Source organism: Seohaeicola zhoushanensis (assembly GCF_014656415.1).
Lineage (GTDB): Bacteria > Pseudomonadota > Alphaproteobacteria > Rhodobacterales > Rhodobacteraceae > Seohaeicola_A > Seohaeicola_A zhoushanensis.
The window spans coordinates 198558-220918 of the sequence record NZ_BNCJ01000005.1; the positions used below are offsets into that span (position 1 = coordinate 198558).

The 22361-nt window shown below is 67.6% G+C and carries 22 protein-coding genes; 12 read left to right on the forward strand and 10 right to left on the reverse strand.

What is annotated here, in order from left to right; all coding sequences use genetic code 11:
- The 7 genes from IE266_RS12025 (at position 1) to rpsO (ending at position 6646) form a co-directional block, all read left to right on the forward strand.
- Complete coding sequence (locus IE266_RS12025) at positions 1-1206, forward strand: metal ABC transporter permease (RefSeq protein ID WP_189680333.1); 1206 nt, start codon at positions 1-3, stop codon at positions 1204-1206.
- A complete protein-coding gene (locus IE266_RS12030) occupies positions 1203-2129 on the forward strand; it encodes a metal ABC transporter permease (RefSeq protein ID WP_189680334.1) in 927 nt (308 codons plus the stop codon). The genes IE266_RS12025 and IE266_RS12030 overlap by 4 nt, the downstream gene beginning before the upstream one ends.
- 350 nt (positions 2130-2479) lie before the next feature.
- Positions 2480-2812, forward strand: a complete 333-nt coding sequence (locus IE266_RS12035) for a DUF2322 family protein (protein WP_189680335.1) — start codon at positions 2480-2482, stop codon at positions 2810-2812.
- Positions 2813-3145: 333 nt separating this feature from the next.
- Positions 3146-4045: a tRNA pseudouridine(55) synthase TruB gene (gene truB / locus IE266_RS12040; protein WP_189680336.1), complete on the forward strand. Its 900-nt coding sequence runs from the start codon at positions 3146-3148 to the stop codon at positions 4043-4045.
- Positions 4046-4098: 53 nt separating this feature from the next.
- Positions 4099-5706, forward strand: coding sequence for a hypothetical protein (locus IE266_RS27250; protein WP_308434590.1), 1608 nt, complete (start codon positions 4099-4101; stop codon positions 5704-5706).
- Complete coding sequence (locus tag IE266_RS12050) at positions 5703-6212, forward strand: DUF1643 domain-containing protein (RefSeq protein ID WP_373310568.1); 510 nt, start codon at positions 5703-5705, stop codon at positions 6210-6212. Before IE266_RS27250 ends, IE266_RS12050 begins: the two co-directional genes overlap by 4 nt.
- Before the next feature lie 164 nt (positions 6213-6376).
- Positions 6377-6646 (forward strand): 30S ribosomal protein S15, encoded by a 270-nt coding sequence (gene rpsO, locus IE266_RS12055; protein ID WP_189680337.1) that lies wholly within the window; start codon positions 6377-6379, stop codon positions 6644-6646.
- Between the two features lie 88 nt (positions 6647-6734).
- Here the strand turns inward: rpsO and IE266_RS12060 are convergent, their stop codons facing one another.
- The 3 genes from IE266_RS12060 to IE266_RS12070 all read right to left on the reverse strand — a co-directional run bounded on the left by IE266_RS12060 (position 6735) and on the right by IE266_RS12070 (position 8457).
- Positions 6735-7322: an ATPase gene (locus IE266_RS12060; RefSeq protein WP_189680338.1), complete on the reverse strand. Its 588-nt coding sequence runs from the start codon at positions 7320-7322 to the stop codon at positions 6735-6737.
- The gene (locus tag IE266_RS12065) at positions 7319-7675 is read right to left on the reverse strand and encodes a TA system antitoxin ParD family protein (RefSeq protein ID WP_189680339.1); all 357 of its coding nucleotides are present in this window, start codon (positions 7673-7675) and stop codon (positions 7319-7321) included. The genes IE266_RS12060 and IE266_RS12065 overlap by 4 nt, the downstream gene beginning before the upstream one ends.
- 74 nt (positions 7676-7749) lie before the next feature.
- Positions 7750-8457: an SGNH/GDSL hydrolase family protein gene (locus tag IE266_RS12070; protein WP_229864054.1), complete on the reverse strand. Its 708-nt coding sequence runs from the start codon at positions 8455-8457 to the stop codon at positions 7750-7752.
- Between the two features lie 357 nt (positions 8458-8814).
- Here IE266_RS12070 and pnp point away from each other — a divergent pair, with 357 nt between their 5' ends.
- Entirely contained in the window at positions 8815-10962 is a 2148-nt protein-coding gene (gene pnp, locus IE266_RS12075) for a polyribonucleotide nucleotidyltransferase (RefSeq protein WP_189680341.1), read from the forward strand.
- A gap of 98 nt (positions 10963-11060) precedes the next feature.
- Entirely contained in the window at positions 11061-11771 is a 711-nt protein-coding gene (locus tag IE266_RS12080; RefSeq protein ID WP_189680342.1) for a glycosyltransferase family 25 protein, read from the forward strand.
- Between the two features lie 7 nt (positions 11772-11778).
- Here IE266_RS12080 and IE266_RS12085 read toward each other — a convergent pair whose 3' ends face one another.
- Together IE266_RS12085 and IE266_RS12090 are read right to left on the reverse strand one after the other, a co-directional pair.
- Positions 11779-12435 (reverse strand): FkbM family methyltransferase, encoded by a 657-nt coding sequence (locus IE266_RS12085; protein WP_189680343.1) that lies wholly within the window; start codon positions 12433-12435, stop codon positions 11779-11781.
- A gap of 69 nt (positions 12436-12504) precedes the next feature.
- A complete protein-coding gene (locus IE266_RS12090) occupies positions 12505-13158 on the reverse strand; it encodes a peroxiredoxin (protein ID WP_189680344.1) in 654 nt (217 codons plus the stop codon).
- Between the two features lie 166 nt (positions 13159-13324).
- Between IE266_RS12090 and IE266_RS12095 the strand changes: the two genes are divergently transcribed.
- A complete protein-coding gene (locus IE266_RS12095) occupies positions 13325-14764 on the forward strand; it encodes an aldehyde dehydrogenase family protein (RefSeq protein WP_189680345.1) in 1440 nt (479 codons plus the stop codon).
- Positions 14765-14988: 224 nt separating this feature from the next.
- Here IE266_RS12095 and IE266_RS12100 read toward each other — a convergent pair whose 3' ends face one another.
- Positions 14989-16347: an MATE family efflux transporter gene (locus tag IE266_RS12100; protein WP_189680346.1), complete on the reverse strand. Its 1359-nt coding sequence runs from the start codon at positions 16345-16347 to the stop codon at positions 14989-14991.
- An 84-nt stretch (positions 16348-16431) separates the two neighbouring features.
- Here IE266_RS12100 and IE266_RS12105 point away from each other — a divergent pair, with 84 nt between their 5' ends.
- A complete protein-coding gene (locus IE266_RS12105) occupies positions 16432-16878 on the forward strand; it encodes a winged helix-turn-helix transcriptional regulator (protein ID WP_189680347.1) in 447 nt (148 codons plus the stop codon).
- Positions 16879-16893: 15 nt separating this feature from the next.
- Here IE266_RS12105 and IE266_RS12110 read toward each other — a convergent pair whose 3' ends face one another.
- Entirely contained in the window at positions 16894-18141 is a 1248-nt protein-coding gene (locus tag IE266_RS12110) for an MFS transporter (RefSeq protein ID WP_189680348.1), read from the reverse strand.
- Positions 18142-18306: 165 nt separating this feature from the next.
- Here IE266_RS12110 and zapE point away from each other — a divergent pair, with 165 nt between their 5' ends.
- Entirely contained in the window at positions 18307-19371 is a 1065-nt protein-coding gene (zapE, locus tag IE266_RS12115) for a cell division protein ZapE (protein WP_189680349.1), read from the forward strand.
- Positions 19372-19386: 15 nt separating this feature from the next.
- On the opposite strand, the gene IE266_RS12120 is transcribed toward zapE, so the two are convergent.
- The 3 genes from IE266_RS12120 to accD all read right to left on the reverse strand — a co-directional run bounded on the left by IE266_RS12120 (position 19387) and on the right by accD (position 22319).
- Positions 19387-20064, reverse strand: coding sequence for a peptidoglycan-binding domain-containing protein (locus IE266_RS12120; protein WP_189680350.1), 678 nt, complete (start codon positions 20062-20064; stop codon positions 19387-19389).
- Between the two features lie 66 nt (positions 20065-20130).
- Complete coding sequence (locus tag IE266_RS12125; protein ID WP_189680351.1) at positions 20131-21405, reverse strand: bifunctional folylpolyglutamate synthase/dihydrofolate synthase; 1275 nt, start codon at positions 21403-21405, stop codon at positions 20131-20133.
- Positions 21402-22319, reverse strand: coding sequence for an acetyl-CoA carboxylase, carboxyltransferase subunit beta (gene accD, locus IE266_RS12130; protein WP_189680352.1), 918 nt, complete (start codon positions 22317-22319; stop codon positions 21402-21404). The genes IE266_RS12125 and accD overlap by 4 nt, the downstream gene beginning before the upstream one ends.
- Between the last annotated feature and the right edge of the window lie 42 nt (positions 22320-22361).

Consider the following 22361-nt stretch of genomic DNA (forward strand, 5'->3'; position numbering starts at 1 on the left):
ATGCTGGCCGAGGCGCTGCTGCTGGGGCTGGGCTATAACGCCACGCTGGTGACGGTCGGAGCCGCGCTGCTCGGCATCGCAGCGGGGATCACCGGCACCTTCCTCTTCCTGCGCAAGCGCGCGCTGGTGTCCGACGCGATCTCGCATTCCACCCTGCCCGGCGTCGGGCTTGCCTTCATACTCATGGTCGCCTTCGGCGGCGAGGGGCGCAACCTGATCGGGCTGATGGCCGGATCCGCGCTTTCAGCTTGGGCGGGGTTGCTGTGCCTCGGCTGGCTGGTGCGCAATACCCGACTGGCCGAGGATGCGGCGATCGGCGCGGTGCTTTCGGTCTTCTTCGGCTTCGGCATCGTGCTGCTGACAGTGATCCAGACCATGAGCTCGGGGCGGCAGGCGGGGCTTGAATCCTTCCTGCTCGGCTCGACCACGGGGATGCTCTGGAACGACGCGGTGGTAATCGCGACAGGCGGAGCGCTGGTTCTGGCGGTGGTCGCCCTGCTGCACCGGCCGATGACGCTGGTGGCCTTCGACCCGGAATATGCTGCCGCGCGGGGCGTTGATACCCACCGCATCGACCTGGCGATGATGGGGCTGGTCATGGCGGTGACCGTGATCGGGCTGAAGATCGTCGGGCTGATCCTGATCGTCGCCCTGCTGATCATCCCGCCCGTCGCGGCGCGGTTCTGGAGCGAGCGGGCCGGGACGGTAGCCCTGCTGGCCGGCGCGATGGGCGGTATCGCTGGCTATGTGGGCGCGGCGGTCTCGGCGACCGCGCCGAAGCTGCCGACCGGGCCGATCATCGTGCTGACGGCCTTCGCCCTCTTCGCGGTCTCGCTGTTCCTCGCACCCTCGCGCGGGGTGCTGGCGGCGCTGCTGCGCCACCTCTGGTTCCAGCGCCGGGTGCACCTGCGGCAGGGGCTGCTGGCGCTGGCGCAGGGACAGCCGATCTACGAGCGCCTGACCCTGCGGCTGCTGCGCCGCGCCGGGCTGGTCCGCTCTGACGGGGTGGCGACCGAGGCGGGCCGCGCCCGCGCCGCCAAGGCCCTGCGCGACGAGAAGCGCTGGGAGGTGGTGCGCCGCGACCTGGCCCACGAGGCGGCGGCGGCGCTCTACGACGGGCTGCGGGATATCGAGACGGTTCTGACCGCCGACCAGATCGCCGAGATCGACCGGCAGATCGGCCCGCCGACTGGGGTGACGGCATGAGCGGTTCCGAATTCGTCCCGCTGTCGCTGACACCGATGCTGATCGGGCTGTTCGCGGCGGTGGCCTGTGCACTGCCCGGCAATTACCTGGTGCTGCGGCGGCAGGCGCTGATCGGCGATGCGATCAGCCATGTGGTGCTGCCGGGGATCGTGGTGGCCTTCCTGCTGACCGGCATGGTCGCCACCTGGCCGATGATGCTGGGCGCGGCGGGTGCCGCGGTGCTGGCGGTGGCGCTGATCGAGGGTGTGCGGCGGCTCGGCCGGATCGAGCCGGGCGCGGCGATGGGGGTGGTCTTCACCTCGATGTTCGCCGCCGGGGTACTGCTGCTGGAGCAATCCGACACTTCGAGCGTTCACCTCGATGTCGAGCACGCGCTCTATGGCAACCTCGAGAGCCTGATCTGGCTGGACGCGACCGGCTGGGCCTCGGTGATCGATCCCGAGGCGCTGGCCGGGCTGCCGCCGGAGCTGATGCGGATGGCGGTCACGCTGGTCGGGGTGGGCCTCTTCATCGCGCTGTTCTGGCGGGCGCTGAAGATCTCGACCTTCGACGAGGGCTTTGCCCGCACGCTGGGGATCCGGACAGGGGTGTTGGGGCTGGGGCTGGTGATCGTGGCGGCGGTGGCGGCGGTGGCGGCCTTCGACGCGGTGGGGTCGATCATCGTGATCGCCATGTTCATCTGCCCGCCGGCGGCGGCGCGGCTGATGACCGACCGGCTTGAGCGGCAGATCGGCTGGAGCGTGGTCTTCGCGGCGCTGGCGGCGGTGCTGGGCTATGTGCTGGCGGGATACGGGCCGCTGTGGCTGGGCGGGCAGGACGCGGTGAGCGCGGCGGGCATGATCGCCACGGTGGCCGGGCTGATCCTGGCCCTTGCCGCCCGCTTCGGACCCTGCCGGAAACGGGCCGGCGCGCCGGCTGTTTGAGGGCCCCGAAAAGTGTCCCAGCTAGGACGGGGGGTCAAGTTATTGATTTCACGTCATTTTAAACGAGAGCGTTTCTGGGACAGTGTTTTGTCACGGGTTTGGGGACGCGACGGCCCGCAGGGAGCACATCCGTTTCGGCCCCAAGCGGGGCACGCGGCGGCCCGTGGGATGGCGCAGCTACCGATGAGATCTGCGCTTTATCCCGGCCACGTTCGGTGGACCTCCGGGTGCAGCGCGCCGGTGCAAAAGCGCCAGACAACCGGAACGGGGCCGGCGCTCGCCCGGCGCCTTTGCGGCGGCGCGGCAAAGCTGCTAGGTGCGCGTCAAATCTGCCGAAAGAGGACTTCGCAATGATCCAGCCCAGCGCTTCGTTCAAGGACAACCTGCAACTTCTGCCGCCGATCGGGGGCCTTGCCCGGATCGAACTGGTCGACGGAACCGGCGCCGTTGTCGCCTCGATCGAGAACCAGCCGGGCAAGCAGGGGTCGCTGGCGGTTTACCAGTATCTTGAACAGAGCTTCGGGTCACTCACCGCCGAGGCCGCGGCGCATGGGCTGGCGGTGTTTGCCGAGCATACCGAGGATGCAAGGAACCGCCCCGGCGCGCATCCCAATGTCGACCGCCTGCTGGAGATCGCCGAAGGGGCGGCTCCGTTGCGCATCCGGCTGGTGGCGGCAGAGTAAGCGCCGGGCGAGCGCCGGCCCGTGGGATGGCGCTGCTGCGGTCGAGGTCTGCGTTTTATCCCGGCCACGAACGGACGACCTTTGAGCGGTGCGCGCGGGTGACAAAGCGCCAGCCAGTGGGGACGGGCCGGCGCTCGCCCGGCGCCTTCGGCTTGTTCCGGGCGGGGTGGTGCGGGGATCGGACGCTCGCCCTTGGTCCGAGCGACAATGGCGACGCGCTCGCCCGGCGCCTTCGGCTTGTTCCGGGCGGGGGGGGATGCGGGGAGCCCCTTCCCGGTTGACCGCGCGCGGGCGTGACGTATAAGCCGCCATCCGCAAAAGAGGACGCAGGACATGGCACGAAAAGGGCGCGACGTGACGGGGTGGCTGGTGATCGACAAGCCGGCCGGGCCGACCTCGACGGCCGTGGTCAACAAGGTGCGCTGGGCGCTGGGGGCGAAGAAGGCCGGCCATGCAGGCACGCTCGACCCCGAGGCGACCGGCGTTCTGGCCGTGGCGCTGGGCGATGCGACCAAGACCGTGCCCTATATCACCGACGCGCTGAAGGCCTATGCCTTCACCGTGCGGCTGGGCCAGGCGACCAATACCGACGATGCCGAGGGCGAGGTGATCGCCGAGAGCGACCTGCGCCCGACGGACGAGCAGATCAAGGAAGCCCTGCACGCCTTTGTCGGCGACATCATGCAGGTGCCGCCGCAGTTCAGCGCGGTGAAGATCGACGGCGAACGCGCTTACAAGCGCGCCCGCGACGGCGAGGAAATGGAGATCGCCGCCCGGCCCCTCTGGGTCGAGGAACTGGTGATGACCGGGCGGCCCGATGCCGACCACGTCACCCTGGAGCTGACCTGCGGCAAGGGCGGCTACGTGCGCGCCATCGCGCGCGACCTGGGCCGGGCGCTGGGCTGCCATGGCCATGTCACCAAGCTGCGGCGGATCTGGTCGGGGCCCTTCGACGCCGCCGACGGGCTTTCGCTGGACGATGTCGAGCGGATGGCGAAATCGCCCGAGCTCGACGCCCATATCCAGCCGCTGGAAGTCGGCCTCGCCGACCTGCCCGAGCTGAAGGCGACGCCCGAAGGCGCGGCGCGACTGCGGAACGGCAACCCCGGCATGGTCTTTGCCTCGGACGTGGAATACGGCGAGGAGGCCTGGGCCAGCTACGAGGGCCGTGCGGTGGCCGTCGGCATCTACAAGGCGGGCGAGCTGCACCCGGTTCGCGTCTTCCACGGCTGACTTGACCTCGCCGGGCGGGCCGATAGGCTCGCTCCGGCCTGCAAGGGAATGCCATGCTCGACTATACCCTCCTCACACCCGATGCCTACCGGATGGCGGTGGTCGACCTGATCGCCCGGCTCGAAGGCTTCATCGGGCGGGCACGCGATATCGGCGACGGGGTGGCGAGCATCGGTTATGGCTATACCTTCAGCCGCAGCGACAACGTCGCGATCTGGCAGGCGGCGGGGATCGCGCTGACGCTTGACGAATGGGCGGTGCTTGGCCGGATCGACGCGGCGGCGGACAATGCCACGCGCACCGCCATCGCGCTGAACGACTTCACCCATGTGCTGAGCCTGTCCGAGGCCAAGGCGCTGCTGGGCGAGACCTTCGGGCGCTACGAGGGGCCGGCGGACCAACTGGGGATGCCCGGTTCGATGGAGCGGGCGGCGCTGGTCTCGGTCACCTACAACCGGGGCGCCGGGGCGGTGACCTCGAAGATGGGCGCCTTCATGGAGGCCGTGCTGGCAGGCAATCATGCCGAGGCCTGGTACCAGATCCGCTACGAGGCGCAGACCAGCCTGGCGCAGTTCCAGAACGGGATCGCCAAGCGGCGCTATATCGAGGCCGAGACCTTCGGGCTGCATGGCGGCGGCGGCCCCGATTTCGGCGATGCGCTGCAGGCGGGGCGGACCTATGCGGCGCATCGCGACCATATCCTCGCCTACGAGGCGGCCTGGAACCCGGAGAGCTATGCCGGACAGGGGCTGCAGGACATCCATGCCGAGATGCGCCCTGCCATCGAGGTGGTGAGCGCGCGGTTTGCGAAGTTCGTCGATTTCGCCAGCGAAGAGCTGCTGGTGGCCTCCTCCGCGCAGCAGGACCTGTTCGGGGACGGCACCGCGCAGGACGGCGCGGCGACGGATGCCGATATCCTGATCGGGTCGAACCGGGCGAACCTGCTGAGCGGTGGCGCGGGGCGCGACCTGCTGGTGGGGCGCGGCGGGGCGGACCGGCTGGACGGGGGCGCAGGCGCCGACGTGATGATCGGTGGCGCGGGGCGGGACACCTTCGCCTTCGACGACCCCGGCGACCGGATCCTCGAGTTCCGTGATGGCGGCTGGGACAAGGTCATCGTCGAGAGTGCCGGCGCGGTGCGGGTCCGGCATGTCGAGGTGCTGGCGGTGGAGTCCCCCCTGCCCGGCCAGCTCACGGTGTTTTCCAACGAATTCGAGCGGATCCGCCTGTCGAAGGGCGACGAACACCTGCGGCTCGTGGTGAACCGCCTGCCCGAGAGCCGGGAGGACCTGGTGATCCGCACCGGGGCCGGGGCGGATGTGGTGAAGCTGGTGGGCCGCATCGACTGGACGCAATGGGCGTTTGACCAGGGCCAGACCAAGAGCATTGTCTTCGCCGATATCTCGGCCAAGGACCGGATCGACCTGTCGGCGCTGGAGATCACCGCGCTGATCGAGGGGGTGCAGACCACCGGCGACCATGAGGGCCTGTTCCTGATCGCGCCGGGGGCGGAGCTGCATTTCAGCTATGAGCACCCGGATTTCGCCTATTTCCAGAACACCAGCCCGGACTGGTGGGTGGCCGATATCGGCGGCGGCGACCTTCAGCCCTGGGGGCCGGTGCTGGCGGGCGCGCTGACGGCGGAGCACTTCCTGCTGTGAGCCTGGTGCGCGCGCATCTGGCTGATGGCGTGGCCTCGCGCGTGGTCTACTCGGTGTGCGAGGCCTATCGCTACAGCCTGACGCGGGTCTGGGACGAAGCCGGCCCTCGGCTGGCCTTCGTCATGCTGAACCCCTCGAAGGCGGACGAGATGCGCAACGACCCGACCGTGGCGCGCTGCGAGGCGCGGGCGCGGGCGATGGGGTTCGGCGGCTACGAGGTGGTGAACCTATTCGCCTGGCGGGCCACCGATCCGCGCGACCTGAAGGCCGCCGCCGAGCCGGTGGGGCCCGACAATGACGCGGCGATCCTGGCGGCGGCGGGCCGCGCGGATGCGGTGCTGGCGGCCTGGGGCGCGCATGGGGTGCATCGCGGGCGCGGCGCCGCGGTGCGCGAGATGCTGCGTGGCTGTGGCCGGCCGTTGCTGGTGCTGGGCCTGACCAAGGACGGCGCGCCGCGCCATCCGCTCTACATCGCCTCGGCGCGGCAGGCCGAGCCCTGGGGTTAGCGCGACACGCAAGGGGACCCGCGCGCAATCTCCCTTTGCCATTTGCGTCAAACATGCCTATACGCCGCCGGTGCGCCGGATTCGCGTCCGCCGCATATCTCCACGGGCCTGTGCTGGACGACATCCCGGCCTGCGCCATTCCTCTAACCCTGAAGGAGACCCCGATGTCGATCACCGCCGAAGAAAAGCAGCGCCTGATGAAGGAATTTGCAACCAAGGAAGGCGACACCGGTTCGCCGGAAGTCCAGGTTGCGATCCTGTCCTCGCGCATCGCGACGCTCACCGAGCACTTCAAGACCCACAAGAAAGACAACCACGGCCGCCGTGGCCTGCTCATGATGGTTGCCCAGCGCCGCAAGCTGCTGGACTACGTCAAGGGCAAGGACCAAGCCCGCTACGCCTCGCTGATCGAGCGTCTGGGCCTGCGCCGCTGAGTTCCGGGCGGGTTCACACCGCCCGACATAGAACGACGGACAGGAAACGGCATCCCTCTGGGGTGCCGTTTTTCGTTTGGGGATGGGGTCAGATCGCCAGATCGGCGGCATAGGTGGCGAGGATCCACGCGGGCAGGATCGGAGCGGCCATGGTCAGGCGGCCCTCGGCGAAGACCAGCATCTGCCGGGGCGGCGCATTCAAGCGCGAGTTGTCGAAGACAATGCCACGGTCGGCCCGCAACACCGCCGCGCGGATCAACGCCTGGCCCCGGTCGTAGCGGGCCCGAATCTTGTCCTCGGGTACATCATGCCCGCCCTCCTCGTGGCGCCCCCGGACGCGGGCGACCGACAGGTCGGCGCCTTCGACGCCCACATGCATGACAACGACAATGTAGCCGCGCGCACGGGCCGTTTCGATGATCTCAAGCTTCGAAGGGTGCGAGAACACCGTTTCGGTGGCGAAACTGCGCCCGGCCGCCAGCATCTCGTCCCGGCGGGTTCCAGCGATGCGGGCGGCCTCGTAGGAGGCCTGCATCGAGGCGTCCTGCAACTCGTCGCGCTGGATAATGTCGGCGTTGATGAACGGCCCTGCGAATGAAGGGGCGACACGGGTCTGGTAGAGGGTGGATTTGCCGGCGCCGTTGGGGCCAGCCAGAAGCACGAGGCTGGGCCTCATGCTGCGGCGTCATCCTCGGCACGGACCAGATGGCCGGAGGCGTCGCGCCCGACGCCCCTGCCCAGCGCTTTCCGGCGGGCGAAGAACTCCTCCTCGGCCTCGGAGGGCTGGCCCATCTTCTCGGTGAAGGCATCGAGCCAGGCCGCCTCTTCCTGCGGGGCGAGTTCGGTGGTGTCGAGACTGCCTTCGAGCGCCGCCGTCAGGCGGGCGTGATCGAATTGGCCCGAGCGTTCCATCGCGCGGCCGAGGCGGACCCAATGGGTGATCTGCCCCGCGACAGAGCGGCTTTGCAAGTCGGCCTCGCGGCGGATCAACGCCATGATGTCGTCGGCCAGCTTCACGGATTGCGCCATGATCGCCTCCTTTGTTGACCTGAAGGTAGCAAAATGCCACCTCAAAGTCAAGATTTGGCGGCTGCAGTCGCGGCTCAGTTCGCGCGGACCGGTCCCGCCTCGGCGATCACCTTCGCCACGCGGGCGGCGATCTCTGCGCTGCCCTTGACCGAGGGGTGGATGTGGTCGAAGTCGTGGAAGCTCTTGTCACCATAGGGCACCAGGTCTTCGAGCGAGACGAAATAGGTGCCGCTGTCCTGCGCCGCCATCCGCGCCAGGCGGGCGTCGAGTTCGCGGCCCTCGTCGCGGCAATGTTCGATCGGCGAGCCGAAACCGGGGCTGCGCAGGTAGCCGACATAGACCACGCGGGCGCCGGTCGAGCGCAGCATCGAGACCATGTTGACGATGTCGCCGGACTGGCCGTCGGGCGCGACCAGCCGGTCGAGCCGACGGTCGCAGAAGGCACAGCCGCAGCCGAGCCAGAGGTCGTTGCCGCCGCCGTTCAGGATGACCCAGTCCCAGTCGCCGGAGCGATACTGGTTGACGATCTTCATGCCGAGCTTGCCGCTGATCGGCAGCTCGTAGATCACATGCGCCCCGACCACCGAGCGGTCGATCACCGGCTGGTGCAGGATCTGCTCGACCTCGTCGGCGATGGCCTGCTCGCCCGAGCGGTTCCAGGCCAGCATGGAATCGCCCATGGCGAGGATGCGCGCGTTGGCGCCGCGGCCGGTCATCGGCTCGCCACAGCCCGTCACCAGCGCCAAAACCACAGCAAGCAGCGCGACAAGTCTTGTCTTCACGTTCTTTTCCCTACCCGATGACATGGGGCCTGCCGGCGGCCAGCGCCCGATGCGAAGGAGCCCCGCGCGGGGGCTCTGCCTTGAACGGCCAGAAGAGCCGGCGAATGCGGCAGGGCTTGGGCAGGACGGGGGCAAATTCGGCGCCCTGCCCCGACGTCCCGGCCGGACCCCGCCAGATTGCCGCGCCCCGAATCATTCGCTTCCCTTCCCGGCCGTACTCCTGTATGGCCCGCGCATCTGAGACGTGACGCCTTTGGCCCCCGGGCGCGTGCAACAGGATAGGGGGCGGCGGCAATGGGGCCGCCATGCAAACGGGAGACCCGGAGGGCCGGGAGTGCTCCCTTACAGGATACGACGATGTTCAACATTACCAAGAAAAGCATGCAGTGGGGCGAAGAGACGCTCACGCTGGAAACGGGGAAAATCGCGCGTCAGGCTGACGGCACCGTGATCGCCACGCTGGGCGAGACCTCGGTCATGGCAAACGTGACCTTCGCCAAGGCGCCGAAGCCGGGTCAGGACTTCTTCCCGCTGACCGTTCACTACCAAGAGAAATACTATGCTGCCGGCAAGATCCCCGGCGGCTTCTTCAAGCGCGAAGCGCGGCCGACCGAAAAGGAAACGCTGACCGCGCGCCTGATCGACCGTCCGATCCGCCCGCTGTTCGTCCCCGGCTTCAAGAACGAAGTGCTGGTGATGTGCACCGTGCTGAGCCATGACCTGGTCAACGACCCCGACGTCGTCGCCATGATCGCCGCCTCGGCCGCGCTGACCATCTCGGGCGCGCCCTTCATGGGCCCGATCGCCGGTTGCCGCGTCGGCTTCGAGGATGGAGAATACATCCTGAACCCGACCGTCGACGACATGCAGGACCTGCGCCTGAACCCCGACCAGCGCCTCGACCTGGTGGTCGCCGGCACCAAGGACGCGGTGATGATGGTGGAATCGGAAGCCTACGAGCTGACCGAGGCCGAGATGCTGGGCGCCGTGGTCTTCGCGCATGAGCAGATCCAGCCGGTGATCGACCTGATCATCTCGCTGGCCGAAGACGCCGCGAAAGAGCCCTTCGACTTCCAGCCGGTGGACTACTCGGAGCTCTATGCCGCGGTGAAGGCCGCCGGCGAGGCCGACATGCGCGCCGCCTTCGCGATTGCCGACAAGCAGGAGCGCACCGCAGCCGTCGCCGCAGCCCGCGAGAAGATCGTCGCGTCGCTGAGCGAAGAGCAGGCCGCCGATGCCAACCTCGGTTCCTCGCTGAAGAAGCTCGAGGCCTCGATCCTGCGCGGCGACGTGGTGAAGACCGGCAAGCGGATCGACGGGCGTACCACGACCCAGATCCGTCCGATCGTCTGCGAAACCGGCCTGCTGCCGCGGACCCACGGGTCTGCGCTGTTCACCCGCGGTGAAACCCAGGGCCTGGTCGTGACCACGCTGGGCACCGGCGATGACGAGCAGTTCATCGACGCGCTGCACGGCAACTTCAAATCGAACTTCCTGCTGCACTACAACTTCCCCCCCTACTCGGTGGGTGAAGTTGGCCGCGTGGGTTCGCCCGGCCGCCGTGAAATCGGCCACGGCAAGCTTGCCTGGCGCGCGCTGCAGGCTGTCCTGCCGGCCCCGACCGACTTCCCCTACACCATTCGCGTGGTGTCGGAGATCACCGAGTCGAACGGTTCCTCGTCGATGGCTTCGGTCTGTGGCGGGTCGCTGTCGATGATGGACGCGGGCGTGCCGCTGAAGGCGCCGGTTGCCGGTGTTGCGATGGGCCTGATCCTGGAAGATGACGGTTCCTACGCGGTGCTGTCGGACATCCTGGGCGACGAGGACCACCTCGGCGACATGGACTTCAAGGTGGCTGGCACCGAGAAGGGCATCACCTCGCTGCAGATGGACATCAAGGTCGCGGGCATCACCCCCGAGATCATGGAGAAAGCCCTGGCCCAGGCCAAGGACGGCCGCCTCCACATCCTCGGCGAAATGTCCAAGGCACTGTCCTCGGCCAATGCGTTCAGCGTTCACGCGCCGCGCATCGAGACCATGCAGATCCCGACCGACAAGATCCGTGAAGTGATCGGCTCGGGCGGCAAGGTGATCCGCGAGATCGTCGAGGTTTCGGGCGCCAAGGTCGACATCAACGACGACGGCGTGATCAAGATCGCCTCGGCCAACGGCGATGCCATCAAGAAGGCCTATGACATGATCTGGTCGATCGTGGCAGAGCCGGAAGAAGGCGGCGTCTACAAGGGCAAGGTCGTGAAGATCGTCGATTTCGGCGCCTTCGTGAACTTCTTCGGCAAGCGCGACGGTCTGGTTCACGTCAGCCAGATCGAGAACCGCCGCCTGAACCATCCTTCGGACGTTCTGAAGGAAGGCCAGGAGGTCTGGGTCAAGTTGCTGGGCTTTGACGAGCGCGGCAAGGTCCGCCTGTCGATGAAGGTTGTCGACCAGGAGACCGGTGAAGAGATCAAGAAGGAAAAGGCCGAGGCGGAAGCCGAAGCCGAATAAGCCTCTGGTCTTGCAGACATGGAAAGGCCCGGACATGCTGTCTGGGCCTTTTTCGTTCAGCCCGCGCTGAAGCAGGCATGGCGGCATGGAGGTCCGGGATGGATCTGATCGGCTTTGTCATTCATCTGGAACGCGCCGAGGACCGGCGCGCGCAGGCTGATGCGCTGGTGGCACGGCTGCCGGATACCACGCTGTTGCCGGCGGTCGACGGCGCCGCGCTGGCGCCGGAGCTGCGTGCCCGCGCCTTCCAGCCCGGCTTGCTGAACCCCAGGTATCCCTTTGAGCTGCGTCCGGGCGAGATCGGCTGTTTTCTCAGCCATCGCGCGGCCTGGTCCCGGCTGGTCGCGAGCGAAGCCGAATCCGCGCTGATCATCGAGGATGACATGGCGCTGGAGGCGGGGTTCGCCGATGCGCTGACGCTGGCACGGCGCCATGTGGCGCAGTTGGGCTATATTCAGTTCCAGACCCGACCGGTGACGGCGGCGGAAATTGATCGACAAGGGGAGGCCGTTCTCATGCAGCCCTTCCTGACCCCCTTGCGGACCTCGGCTCAGCTGGTGTCGCGCCGGGCCGCAGAACGGCTGCTGTCGCTGACCGAACCCTTTGACCGACCGGTGGACACGTTTCTGCAAATGCACTGGCATACCGGGTTGAGGCTGGGGGTGATCAGCCCCTCGGGCGTGACCGACCGGGCCGAGGTCGTTGGCGGCAGTACCATCGGCGCGAAGAAGAGCCTGGTCGAGCGGTTCGCACGGGAGTGGCACCGCGCGCGCTATCGCGCGGCGGTGCGGCGGTTGTCACGGAGCTGACGGCGCATCAGCGCAGGCGCCATTCCTCCCAAATGAACGGATAGGACCAGGCGCAATCATGTGTTTCGGCCAGCCGTGCGCAGATTGCGGCGCGGGTGTCGATCAGAGCCGGTTCGAACAGGTGGAACTGCACCTGCAACCGCGCGATGCGCGCGATCAGCCCGCTGTCCAGCAGGGCAGGAAGCAGATCGTATTCGCCCCCCTCGATATTGACCTTCATCAGATCGACCCGGTCCAGTCCCAGCTCGGAAAAGACCTCGCCGACAGGACGTATCGGCGCTTGCAAGGCGCCGCCCTTGCCACCAAAGGCGGATGAGGCATCGCCATCGTCGCTGAGCGTAAGGGCGCCCGCGGTGGCACCAATGGCGAAATCGTGCACCGAAACGTTCGGTCTGGCCGCGAATTTCGTCCTGAGCGCGCTGACGAACCTGGGGTGCGGCTCGAACACATGGATCCGTGCCTTCGGCTGAGCGGCGAGGATCAGGTCGGCCCATCGGCCCTCGAACCCGCCCACGTCCAGAACCAGCGCCTCGGGGCCAAGACCGTCATAGGTCTGAAGCCGCGTGTTCTGCGCATTGTCGGCACGCCAGGCCTTGAGGCCGGCATAATGCTCGGCCTTCCAGGGGTTGCGGCGCTGGTCGAGCCAGCGTTTCAAAGAGACCATGTCGGGAGCTTTCCGTATTCGGCGCGCGCGGTCTGTCGCGCGCGCCCGTGGCTGCATGAGCAGCGCTGATTACTTCGGCGCCTTGGTGGTGCGCAGGTAGGGGAAGTGGGTGGTGAACTCGCCATACTTCGCCTTGGCGTCGGCGTCGCTCACCGAGGTCGGGATGATGACATCATCGCCCAGGTTCCAGTTCGCCGGCATGGCAACGCCCTTGCCGGTGGACATCTGGAGGGCGTCGAGCGCACGCAGCACCTCGGCGAAGTTGCGGCCCACGGTCATCGGGTAGGTCATCGACAGTTTCAGCTGCTTGTCCGGGCCGATGATGAAGACCGAGCGCACGGTGGCGCTGTGCGCGGGCGTGCGGCCATCGGGCAGGTAGGCGTCGGCGGGCAGCATGTCGAAGGCCTTGGCGACGGCGAGGCCGTCATCGGCGATGATCGGGAAACCGGCCTTGGTGCCGGCGTAGGTCTCGATGTCGCCCTTCCATTTCTTGTGGTCCTCGACGCCATCGACCGAGATGCCGATGACCTTGGTGTTGCGCTTGGCCCATTCGTCGGCCAGCTGCGCCACGGCGCCGAACTCGGTGGTGCAGACCGGGGTGAAATCCTTGGGGTGCGAGAACAGGATCGCCCAGCTGTCACCGATCCAGTCGTGGAAGGTGATGGTGCCCTGATCGGTCTCGGCGGTGAAGTTCGGGACGGTGTCGTTGATGCGAAGACCCATGTGGAGTTCCCCCTTGTGGTGGTTGCAGGTCGCGTTCCTCGACCGCCAACCTAATCCCTTCGGCGGCTTCTTTCACCCCCTGACTTGCTCATCCCGTTACGCGGTGACAGAGTGCCGCGACTCCGCCGGCGGGACGCTGGCAGACGCAGGACCAAGGAGGTTTCGGATGATCGAAAAGCGTGAGTTCTACATCAACGGCGAGTGGGTGAAACCGGCCGTTCCCAATGATTGCCTGGTGATCGATCCCTCGACCGAGGAGCCCTGCGCGGTGATCTCGCTGGGCGGCGAAGCCGATACCAATGCCGCCGTGGCCGCCGCCAAGGCCGCCCTGCCCGGCTGGATGTATCGCCCCGCCGAGGAGCGGATCGCGCTGGTCGAGAAGCTGGTGCAGGTCTACGAGGCCCGTGGCGAGGACATCGCCCAGGCGATCAGCGCCGAGATGGGCGCGCCGATCGACATGGCGCGGGTCGCGCAGGTCGGGGCCGGGATCTTCCACCTCAAGAACTTCCTGCGCGCGGCCAAGGACTTCCAGTTCGAGAAGCCGCTGTCCGAGAAGTTCCCCAATGACCGCATCATCATGGAAGCGGTCGGCGTCGCGGCGCTGATCACGCCCTGGAACTGGCCGATGAACCAGATCGCGCTGAAGGTCGGCGCAGCGGCGATCGCGGGCTGCACCATGGTGCTCAAGCCCTCGGAGCAGAGCCCGCTGAACGCGATGATCTTCGCCGAGATGATGCATGAGGCGGGCTTCCCGGCCGGCGTGTTCAACCTGGTGAACGGCGACGGGCCCGGCGTCGGCACCCAGCTGTCGCGCCACCCGGATGTCGACATGGTGAGCTTCACCGGCTCGACCCGCGCCGGCACGCTGATCTCGAAGAACGCCGCCGAGACGCTGAAGAAGGTGCACCTGGAGCTGGGCGGCAAGGGCGCCAACGTGGTCTTCGCCGATGCCGACGACGCGGCCATCAAGCGCGGCGTGCTGCACATGATGAACAACTCGGGCCAGTCCTGCAACGCGCCGAGCCGGATGCTGGTGCAGCGGCCGATCTACGAGAAGGCGGTCGAGACCGCCGCCGAGGTGGCCGGCAAGGTCTCCGTCGGCAGCGCGCATGAGCCGGGCAAGCACATCGGGCCGGTGGTCAACGAGGTGCAGTTCAACAAGATCCAGGCGCTGATCGAGAAGGGCATCGAGGAAGGCGCGCGGCTGGTCGCGGGCGGCCCCGGCCGGCCCGAGGGCTTCAACCGCGGCTTCTTCGTGCGTCCGACGGTCTTTGCCGACGTCAACAACCAGATGACCATCGCGCGGGAGGAGATCTTCGGCCCGGTGCTGACGATGATCCCCTTCGACACCGAGGAAGAGGCGGTCGAGATCGCCAATGACACGGTCTATGGCCTGACCAACTACGTCCAGACCCAGGACGGCGAGCGCGCCAACCGGATGGCGCGCAAGCTGCGCTCGGGCATGGTGGAGATGAACGGCAAGCCGCGCAGCCCCGGCGCGCCCTTCGGCGGCATGAAGCAGTCGGGCAACGGGCGCGAAGGCGGCGTCTGGGGCATCGAGGACTTTCTTGAGGTCAAGGCGGTCGGCGGCTGGGCGGCCGAGTAAGCGCCTCCGCCGGACAGGATTAGGCCGCGCCGCTTCGGGGGCGCGGCCTTTTTATTGGCCGGGCGGGCGGCGGGGTGAACCCCGCCCTACCGGCGGGGCCCGGCGTCAACGCCCCGTGGGCGGCGTCGCCTCGGGGGCCTTGCCCCCGCCGCGCGTGCCGCGCGACTCCCCCGAGTATTTTTGAAGAAGAGAAACCTGGGGTTCGGCGCCCGGCTATTGCCTGCCTATTCAGCCGGGGCCGCCGCGAGGCCGCGCATCCAGGCGCCGCGCCAGATGGCGATGGCGGAGACCAGCGCATAGAGGGTGAGCGAGAGCGCGATCAGGGCGAAGATGCTGGCGGTATCGGCCTGTGCTCCCAGCAGCAGCCCGCCGGCGAATACGGTGGCGAAGCGCAGCAGCGAGGCCAGCACCGGCCAGAGCATCCGCCGGGCGCCCTGGCTGGCGAAGTAGAGGCACTGGCCCAGGCCGAAGAGCGCGTAGAAGGGGCCGACGATGCGCAGGTAGAGCCGCGTCGTCTCGCGCACCGCCTCGACATCGGTGAAGAGATTGGCCCAGAGGCCGGGAAACAGCGCCATCACCGCGCCGATGGCGCCGGTGAGCAAGGCGCTCATGGCGGCGGCGGTCCAGGCGATGCGGTGGCCACGGGCATAGGCGCGGGCGCCGAAGTGGACGCCGACCATGGTGATGGTCGCCGCGCCGAAGCCGAAGACCAGCGGGATCATCAGGAATTCGAGCCGCGAGCCGATACCGTAGCCGGCCAGCGCGTCGGGGCCGAGGCGGGCGACGAAGGTGGTGATGGCGAGTACGGTGGCGATCGAGGTGAAGGGCGAGACCGAGGCCAGCGCGCCGACGCGCAGCAGGTCGGTGAAGACCGAAAGGCGCAGCGGGATGCCGGTGAGGCGCAGGGTCAGCTCGGTGCAGCGGCGCATCAGGAAGTGCAGCAGGATGACGGTTGCGACCAGGAAGCCGATCACCGCGCCGGCCGCCGCCCCGCCGATGCCGAGGGCGGGCAGCGGGCCCGCGCCGAAGACCAGCAGGCCTGCGGCGACGACCTGCACCGCCGAGCCGGTCATCAGCCCGCGCGCCGAGACACCCATGTGCCCGGTGGCACGGACGATCCCGGCCAGCGTATTGGCGATCCAGAGCGTGATCGAGCCGAGGAAGAACAGGTTGGAATAGGCCAGCGCATTGGCCAGCACCGACTCGCGCCCGCCGAGGGCCGCGTAGATCTTCGGCCCCAGCAGCAGGAAGACGCCGGAGGAGACCAGCGAGAGCAGCACCGCCAGAACCACCGCGTGGAAGGCCAGCGCCTCGGCCCCTGCCCTGTCCTTTGCCCCCAGCCGCTGGGCGATGGCGCCGCTGATCGCGCCGCCCATCGAGCCGGCCGCCAGCATCAGGTTCAGCATGTACATCGGGAAGGCCAACGCCAGCCCGGCCAGCGCCGCAGTGCCGAGATGGCCGACATACCAGACCTCGGCCATGGAGGTGGCCAGCGAGGCCAGCATGGCGATCACGTTGGGCGCGGCCATGCGCAGGATGCGACGGCCGATGGGCGCGGTGAGCAGGTCGTGCTGGAGGGACATGGCGGGATTTCCGATATTTGGTTCACTTAGTGAACGCAATACAATAGAGTTCAAAAAGTCAACTCAATATGTCAGACTCGGGCCATGAGCACCGCGAATTACGCAAAACACCTCTGCCCGATCGCGCAGGCGCTGGTCGACCTGGGCGACCAGTGGACATTGCTTATCGTGCGCGATGCGCTGAGCCAGAAACAGGTCCGCTTCAACGAGTTGCAGGAGAACCTCGGGATCTCGCGCAACCTGCTGACGCGGCGGCTGAACCAGCTCTGCGAGGCGGGGATCCTGGAGAAGGTCGCCGTCGAGGGCTCGAAGCGGTTTGCCTACGAGCCGACCGAGAAATGCCGTGACCTGCGGCTGGTGATTCACGCCATGGCGCGCTGGGGGGAGAAGTGGCGCCCCGACCCGCGGCTGACGCGGGTCGAGACCACCGAGAAGACGACCGGCAAGCCGGTGGCGCTGACCTTCGCGCGGACCGAGGACGGGGTTGCGGTCGACCTTGCCGACGTGCGGGTGGTGCGGCGGCGGCCCTGAGGCCGCCGGCCGGGGTCAGGCGGCGGCCAGGCTGCGCGAGGCCAGGGGCGTCTCGCGCACCGGCAGGTGCACGACGGCGCTGAAGGCGCCGACGGCCACGCCGATCCACCAGACGGCGGTATAATCGCCGAAGGCATCATACATCCGCCCGCCGAGCCAGACGCCGATGAAGCTGCCGAGCTGGTGGCTGAGGAAGATGAAGCCGTAGAGCGTGCCCATGTAGCGCACCCCGTAGATCTGCGCGACGAGGCCCGAGGTCAGCGGCACGGTGGCGAGCCAGAGCGAGCCCATGACCATCGAGAAGATCACCACGGATTCGGGCGTGATCGGCATCAGGATGAAGACCGCGGCGGCGATGGTGCGGCCGGTGTAGATTCCGGCGAGCAGGTATTTCTTGGAATAGGTCTTGCCCAGCCAGCCGGCGAGCAGCGTGCCGCAGATATTGGCCAGGCCGATCATCGACAGCGCCACGGCGCCCAGCGCCGAGGTGGTCGAGATGCCGAGCGCGGCGAGCACCCCGCCCTCCTGGATCGGCGAGCACATCTCGGTCACCATGGCCGGGAAGTGGGCGGTGACGAAGGCGAGCTGGTAGCCGCAGGAGAAGAAGCCGAGGAAGATCATCGCGTAGGACGGGTCGCGGAAGGCGCCCATGAGGGCGTTGCCCATGGATTGCGGCGCGCTGGCGCTGGCCGGGGCCTCGGGCGCGCGCATCATCGGCAGCAGGGCCAGGACGGCGATGATTATCACGGCGAAGACGGTGAAGGTCTGCTGCCAGGACATGATCGAGAGCAGCCATTCGGCCACCGGCGCGCCGATCACCTGGCCGCCGCTGCCGGCCGCGGCGACGATGGCGAGCGACATGGAGCGGTTGCCCTCGGTGGCGGAGCGGCCGACCACGCCGAGGATGGTGCCGAGACCGGTGCCGGCGATGCCGAAGCCGACCAGCGTGGCGTAGGTCTGGTGTTCGAGCGGGGTGGTCGAGGCGGCCGAGAGCAGCAGGCCGCCGGCATAGCAGAGCGCGCCGAGCACGATGGCGCGGCGGTCGCCGATGCGTTCGGCCAGGGCCGAGAACATCGGCTGGCCGATGCCCCACATCAGGTTCTGGATGGCGATGGCGAGCGAGAAGTCGGCGCGCAGCCAGCCGAATTCCTCGGCGATCGGGATCTGGAACACGCCGAAGGAGGAGCGGATCGCGAAGCTGACAAGGATGATGGCACAACCGACCAGGAGGACTGGCGTGAAGAGGGAAGCGGGGCGTTGCATTGGAATTCCTCGGGGCCGCAAACGGGCGGCATTCAGCGCGAGACCATAGGGAACCCGCGCGCGGCGTCAATTCAGGAGAATTTACTTCACCCATCAATAATTCTGATTCAAGCCCCGGCGCCGGCCCGGCTTTTCAATCCCGGGGCGCCGCGTTATGGCAGGACCATGAGCGAGATCGAACGTCTATACGCGGAGCGGATTGCCTCGGGGGCGCTGCGGGAAGACCCGGCGCAGAAGGCAATCCTGCCCGAATTCGAACGGATCCGGGCAGCCCTGGCGCAGCCGGTGAAACGCGGGCTGTTCCGTCGGGCGCCCGAGCCGCCGAAGGGCCTCTACCTCTGGGGCGGCGTCGGGCGCGGCAAGTCGATGCTGATGGATCTCTTCGTGGCCAGCCTGCACGGCATCCCGGTGCGCCGCGTGCACTTCCATGCCTTCATGCAGGAGATCCACGCCGGGCTGCACAAGGCGCGGCAAGCCAATATCGAGGATGCCCTCGCCCCGGTCGCGGCCGAGGTGGCGCGCACGGTGCGGCTCTTGGCTTTCGACGAGATGCAGATCACCGACATCACCGACGCGATGCTGGTGGGCCGTCTGTTCGAGTCGCTGTTCGCGGGCGGGGTCACGGTGGTGACCACCTCGAACCGGCATCCGGACGAGCTATACAAGAACGGGCTGAACCGGCAGCTGTTCCTGCCCTTCATCCAGCTCATCAAGGAGCGGATGGACGTGCGCGAGCTGGTCAGCCCGAATGACCACCGGCAGGGGCGGCTGCAGGGGATGGAGGTCTATTTCACGCCCATCGGGCCGGCGAGCCGGGCGGCGGTGGATTCGGTCTGGCGCGACCTGACCGGCGGGCCGGCGGAGCCGCTGACGCTGGTGGTGAACAAGCGCGAAGTGGTGCTGCCCGCCTTCCGCAACGGGGTGGCGCGGGCGACCTTCTACGAGTTGTGCGGCAAACCGCTGGGGCCGGCGGACTACCTTGCCATCGCGCAGGCGGTGCGGGTGCTGGTGCTGGACGACATCCCGCGGCTGTCGCGGTCGAACTTCAACGAGGCCAAGCGCTTCGTGACGCTGATCGATGCCCTCTATGAGGCGAAGGTGCGGCTGATCGCCAGCGCGGCGGCGGTGCCGGACATGCTCTATGTCGAGGGCGAAGGCACCTTCGAGTTCGCCCGCACCGCCTCGCGGCTGATGGAGATGCAGGGCGCGGACTGGGGCGCGGACGACTAGGGCAGTCCGCGCACCTCACATGGAGAAGATCGCTTCGAGCGTCTTCTCGACCAGATCGATTTCCTTCCTGAACGCCGCGACCGAAGTTTCAACCTTCTTGCGGACTGCCCGCAGGCTCTCGGACGACTTCTTGGAACTTGGCGAGATCTTTCCCGAGATATGGGCCTCGATCTTGCTTGCTTCGGCCTCGCATTTCTTGACCAATGCCTCGGCCTTGGCCGGGTCGGTCAGGCGCAGATCCTTGAACTCCTTCTGCATCTTCACGATCCCGGCGCTGATTTCCATCGCCTTCACCCAGAGCGGGATGGAGTCCATGTAGATCTTGGTCGCGTTGGGCACCTCCTTGTCGGCAACCGAGGCCAGTGCGTCGGCTTCGGCCTTCATCCGGTTGTAGGCAAGGATGATGTTCTGGCGACTGATGAAGACCACGGCCAGTTCGGCCGCCTGCTTTTCATAGTCCTTGACCGTCATCTCCGGCAACGGGCCGCCGTATTTGACGCTGGCCAGTGTTTCCGGACCGGCCTGGCCGTCCGGCCTGAGCTTGTTCTTCTTCTGGAAGACCTTGACCTGCCCCTCGGTGATCGGTCCGAAGATCCCGTCCACCTTGAGCTTTGGCTTCGCGCCGAGCTTGTTCAGGCCTTCCTGAAGCTTCTCGACCTCCTTGCCCTTCGCACCTTTCTTGAGAACGGCCATTCCAGCGCACTCCCATGATGAGAAGGCATCACGGTGCGCCTGTCCGGCGATTCCCGCAAGAGAGCGTCAGCCGTTCTCGCGCAGGACCGATCCGGCGAGGTAGAGCGAGCCGCAGATCAGGACGCGGGCGGAAGGATCGGAGGCCGCTATGGTGGCGAGCGCGGTGGCGACGTCGGGCGCGGTGGTGGCGCTCATGCCGGCGACCTTCGCGGTCTGGGCCGTGGTCTCGGCCGGCAGGGTATTGGCCTCGCCGGGGATCGAGACGGCGGTGAGGCTGGCCACATGCGGCGCCATCGGGCGGAGGTAGCCGCCGACGTCCTTGGTGTTCAGCATCCCGCAGATCAGGTGGGTGGGCCGTTTCGGCATCTCGGCCAGCACATGCGCCAGCGCCTCGCCCGCAGCGGGGTTGTGGCCACCGTCGAGCCAGAGTTCGACGCCGGGCGCGGAGTCGGGCAGCGGGCCGGTGGTCAGGCGCTGCATCCGGGCAGGCCAGAAGGCGCGGGTCACGGCGGCCTCGCAGGCGGCCTCGGTCATGCCGAGGTGGCGCAGCGCCGCCAGCGCGGCGCCGGCGTTGTCGACCTGATGCGCGCCGAGCAGGTTCGGCAGCGGCAGGTCGAGCAGGCCGGTCTCGTCGTCGAAGACCAGCCGGTCGCGCTCGCGCCGGGAATGCCAGTGCTGGCCCCGGGCGATCAGCGGCGCGCCGAGGCGGGCGGCCTGACGCTCGATCACCTCCATCACCTCGTCGGGCTGCGGGCCGACGACGCAGGGCACCCCGCGCTTGAGGATCCCGGCCTTTTCGAAGGCGATCTTGGCGAGGGTGTCACCGAGGTAGCTTTCGTGGTCCATCGAAATGGGCGTGATGATGGTCAGCGCCGGTTTCGCGATCACGTTGGTGGCGTCGAGGCGGCCGCCGAGGCCGACTTCGAGCAGGGTGTAATCGGCGGGCGTGCGGGCAAAGGCCAGCAGGGCGGCGCAGGTGGTGATCTCGAAATAGGTGATCGCCTCGCCCCCGTTGGCGGCATAGCACTCGTCGAGCACCGCGGTCAGGTCGGCTTCGGAGATCAGCTTGCCCGCGACGCGGATGCGCTCGTGGAAGCGGGCGAGATGCGGCGAGGTATAGGCGTGGGCCACCTGCCCTGCCCCTTCGATCCCGGCGCGGATCATCGCCTGGGTCGAGCCCTTGCCGTTGGTGCCGGCGATGTGGATCACCGGCGGCAGGCTGTCCTGCGGATTGCCGAGCGCTTCGAGCAGACGCCACACGCGGTCGAGCGTGAGGTCGATGATCTTCGGGTGGAGCGCCATCATCCGTTGCAGGATGGCGTCCGAGCTGGCGCTGGTCATTTTCCGGCAGTCGCCTCGGGCTTGGCTGTCGGCTCGGGCGGGGCGAGATCGCCCTTGACCGCCTGCGGCATGCCCAGCAGCAGGCGCACAATCGAGATCAGCTCGTCGCGCAGCTTGGTGCGGGGCGTCACCCGGTCGAGCATCCCGTGGTCGAGCAGGTATTCGGCGCGCTGGAAGCCCTCGGGGAGCTTCTCGCGGATGGTCTGTTCGATCACGCGGGGGCCGGCGAAGCAGATCAGCGCGTTGGGTTCGGCGATATGCACGTCGCCCAGCATCGCGTAGGAGGCAGTGACGCCGCCGGTCGTCGGGTGGGTCAGCACCACGATGTAGGGCAGCCCGGCCTCTTTCAGCATCTGGATCGCCACGGTGGTGCGCGGCATCTGCATCAGCGAGAGGATGCCTTCCTGCATCCGTGCGCCGCCGGCGGCCGAGAACAGGATCAGCGGGCGCTTGAGCTTCACCGCCTCTTCGGCGGCGGCGATGATGGCGTTGCCGACATACATGCCCATCGAGCCGCCCATGAAGGAGAAGTCCTGCGCCGCCGCGACGATGGGGGTGCGGCCGATCTCGCCGGTGGCGACAAGCATCGCCTCCTTCTCGCCGGTCTGCTTCTGCGCGGCCTTCATGCGGTCGGGGTATTTCTTCTGGTCGCGGAACTGCAGCGGGTCGGCCAGCGGCTCGGGGACCTTCACCTCGGTGAAGATGCCGTTGTCGAAGAGGGCGTTGAAGCGTTCACGCGGGGTGATCGCCATGTGGTGGCCGCAGTTGGTGCAGACGTTCTGGTTGCCCGACAGCTCGCGGTGGAACAGCATCGTTCCGCACTCGTCGCATTTCTGCCAGAGGTTCTCGGGCGTCTCGCGGCGGGAGAAGATCGAGTTGATCCGGGGCCGGACGTAGTTGGTGATCCAGTTCATCTGCGGTTTCCTTGCGGCCTCTGTGGGGCCCTGAAATAGTCC

Bases quoted from the DNA above. Each gene is read 5' to 3' on its own strand.
- IE266_RS12025 (WP_189680333.1), top strand. From the start codon at position 1: ATGCTGGCCGAGGCGCTGCTGCTGGGGCTGGGCTATAACGCCACGCTG.
- IE266_RS12030 (WP_189680334.1), top strand. From the start codon at position 1,203: ATGAGCGGTTCCGAATTCGTCCCGCTGTCGCTGACACCGATGCTGATC.
- IE266_RS12125 (WP_189680351.1), bottom strand. From the start codon at position 21,405: ATGACCAGCGCCAGCTCGGACGCCATCCTGCAACGGATGATGGCGCTC.
- IE266_RS12060 (WP_189680338.1), bottom strand. From the start codon at position 7,322: ATGAGGCCCAGCCTCGTGCTTCTGGCTGGCCCCAACGGCGCCGGCAAA.
- IE266_RS12095 (WP_189680345.1), top strand. From the start codon at position 13,325: ATGATCGAAAAGCGTGAGTTCTACATCAACGGCGAGTGGGTGAAACCG.
- truB (WP_189680336.1), top strand. From the start codon at position 3,146: ATGGCACGAAAAGGGCGCGACGTGACGGGGTGGCTGGTGATCGACAAG.
- rpsO (WP_189680337.1), top strand. From the start codon at position 6,377: ATGTCGATCACCGCCGAAGAAAAGCAGCGCCTGATGAAGGAATTTGCA.
- IE266_RS12100 (WP_189680346.1), bottom strand. From the start codon at position 16,347: ATGTCCCTCCAGCACGACCTGCTCACCGCGCCCATCGGCCGTCGCATC.
- IE266_RS12080 (WP_189680342.1), top strand. From the start codon at position 11,061: ATGGATCTGATCGGCTTTGTCATTCATCTGGAACGCGCCGAGGACCGG.
- pnp (WP_189680341.1), top strand. From the start codon at position 8,815: ATGTTCAACATTACCAAGAAAAGCATGCAGTGGGGCGAAGAGACGCTC.
- IE266_RS12105 (WP_189680347.1), top strand. From the start codon at position 16,432: ATGAGCACCGCGAATTACGCAAAACACCTCTGCCCGATCGCGCAGGCG.
- IE266_RS27250 (WP_308434590.1), top strand. From the start codon at position 4,099: ATGCTCGACTATACCCTCCTCACACCCGATGCCTACCGGATGGCGGTG.
- IE266_RS12065 (WP_189680339.1), bottom strand. From the start codon at position 7,675: ATGGCGCAATCCGTGAAGCTGGCCGACGACATCATGGCGTTGATCCGC.
- IE266_RS12085 (WP_189680343.1), bottom strand. From the start codon at position 12,435: ATGGTCTCTTTGAAACGCTGGCTCGACCAGCGCCGCAACCCCTGGAAG.
- zapE (WP_189680349.1), top strand. From the start codon at position 18,307: ATGAGCGAGATCGAACGTCTATACGCGGAGCGGATTGCCTCGGGGGCG.
- IE266_RS12035 (WP_189680335.1), top strand. From the start codon at position 2,480: ATGATCCAGCCCAGCGCTTCGTTCAAGGACAACCTGCAACTTCTGCCG.
- IE266_RS12110 (WP_189680348.1), bottom strand. From the start codon at position 18,141: ATGCAACGCCCCGCTTCCCTCTTCACGCCAGTCCTCCTGGTCGGTTGT.
- accD (WP_189680352.1), bottom strand. From the start codon at position 22,319: ATGAACTGGATCACCAACTACGTCCGGCCCCGGATCAACTCGATCTTC.
- IE266_RS12120 (WP_189680350.1), bottom strand. From the start codon at position 20,064: ATGGCCGTTCTCAAGAAAGGTGCGAAGGGCAAGGAGGTCGAGAAGCTT.
- IE266_RS12090 (WP_189680344.1), bottom strand. From the start codon at position 13,158: ATGGGTCTTCGCATCAACGACACCGTCCCGAACTTCACCGCCGAGACC.